The organism is Mycobacterium arosiense ATCC BAA-1401 = DSM 45069 (assembly GCF_002086125.1).
Classification (GTDB): Bacteria; Actinomycetota; Actinomycetes; order Mycobacteriales; family Mycobacteriaceae; genus Mycobacterium; species Mycobacterium arosiense.
In genome coordinates this window covers 1-262 of the sequence record NZ_MVHG01000331.1, presented here as the reverse complement: position 1 = coordinate 262, position 262 = coordinate 1, and the positions used below count along the sequence as shown (strand labels likewise).

1 protein-coding gene is annotated in these 262 nt (G+C 65.6%); it reads right to left on the bottom strand.

All coding sequences use genetic code 11. The annotated features are described in order from the left end of the window. Positions 1-262, bottom strand: a 262-nt coding sequence (locus BST14_RS28715; RefSeq protein ID WP_245845868.1) for an HNH endonuclease signature motif containing protein, incomplete at both ends; no start/stop codon positions are given.

Genomic DNA, 262 nt, shown 5'->3' with positions numbered 1-262 from the left:
TGGGTGTCGCCGTTGGTGTGTTTGCGGGTGGTCCAGCCGCCGGGTTGTAGCAGGCGGTGGTGGGGGCCGCAGGCGAAGGTGAGGTTGTTGATGTCGGTGGTGTGGCACGTGGCCCAGTCGGTGACGTGGTGGAGTTCGCAGTAGTAGCCGGGCAGGGTGCAGCCCGGGGCGCTGCAGCCGCGGTCTTTGGCGTACAACACGATTCGCTGTCCGGGGTTGGCGAGTCGCTTGGTGTGATACAGGGCCAGGGCTTTGCCTTTGT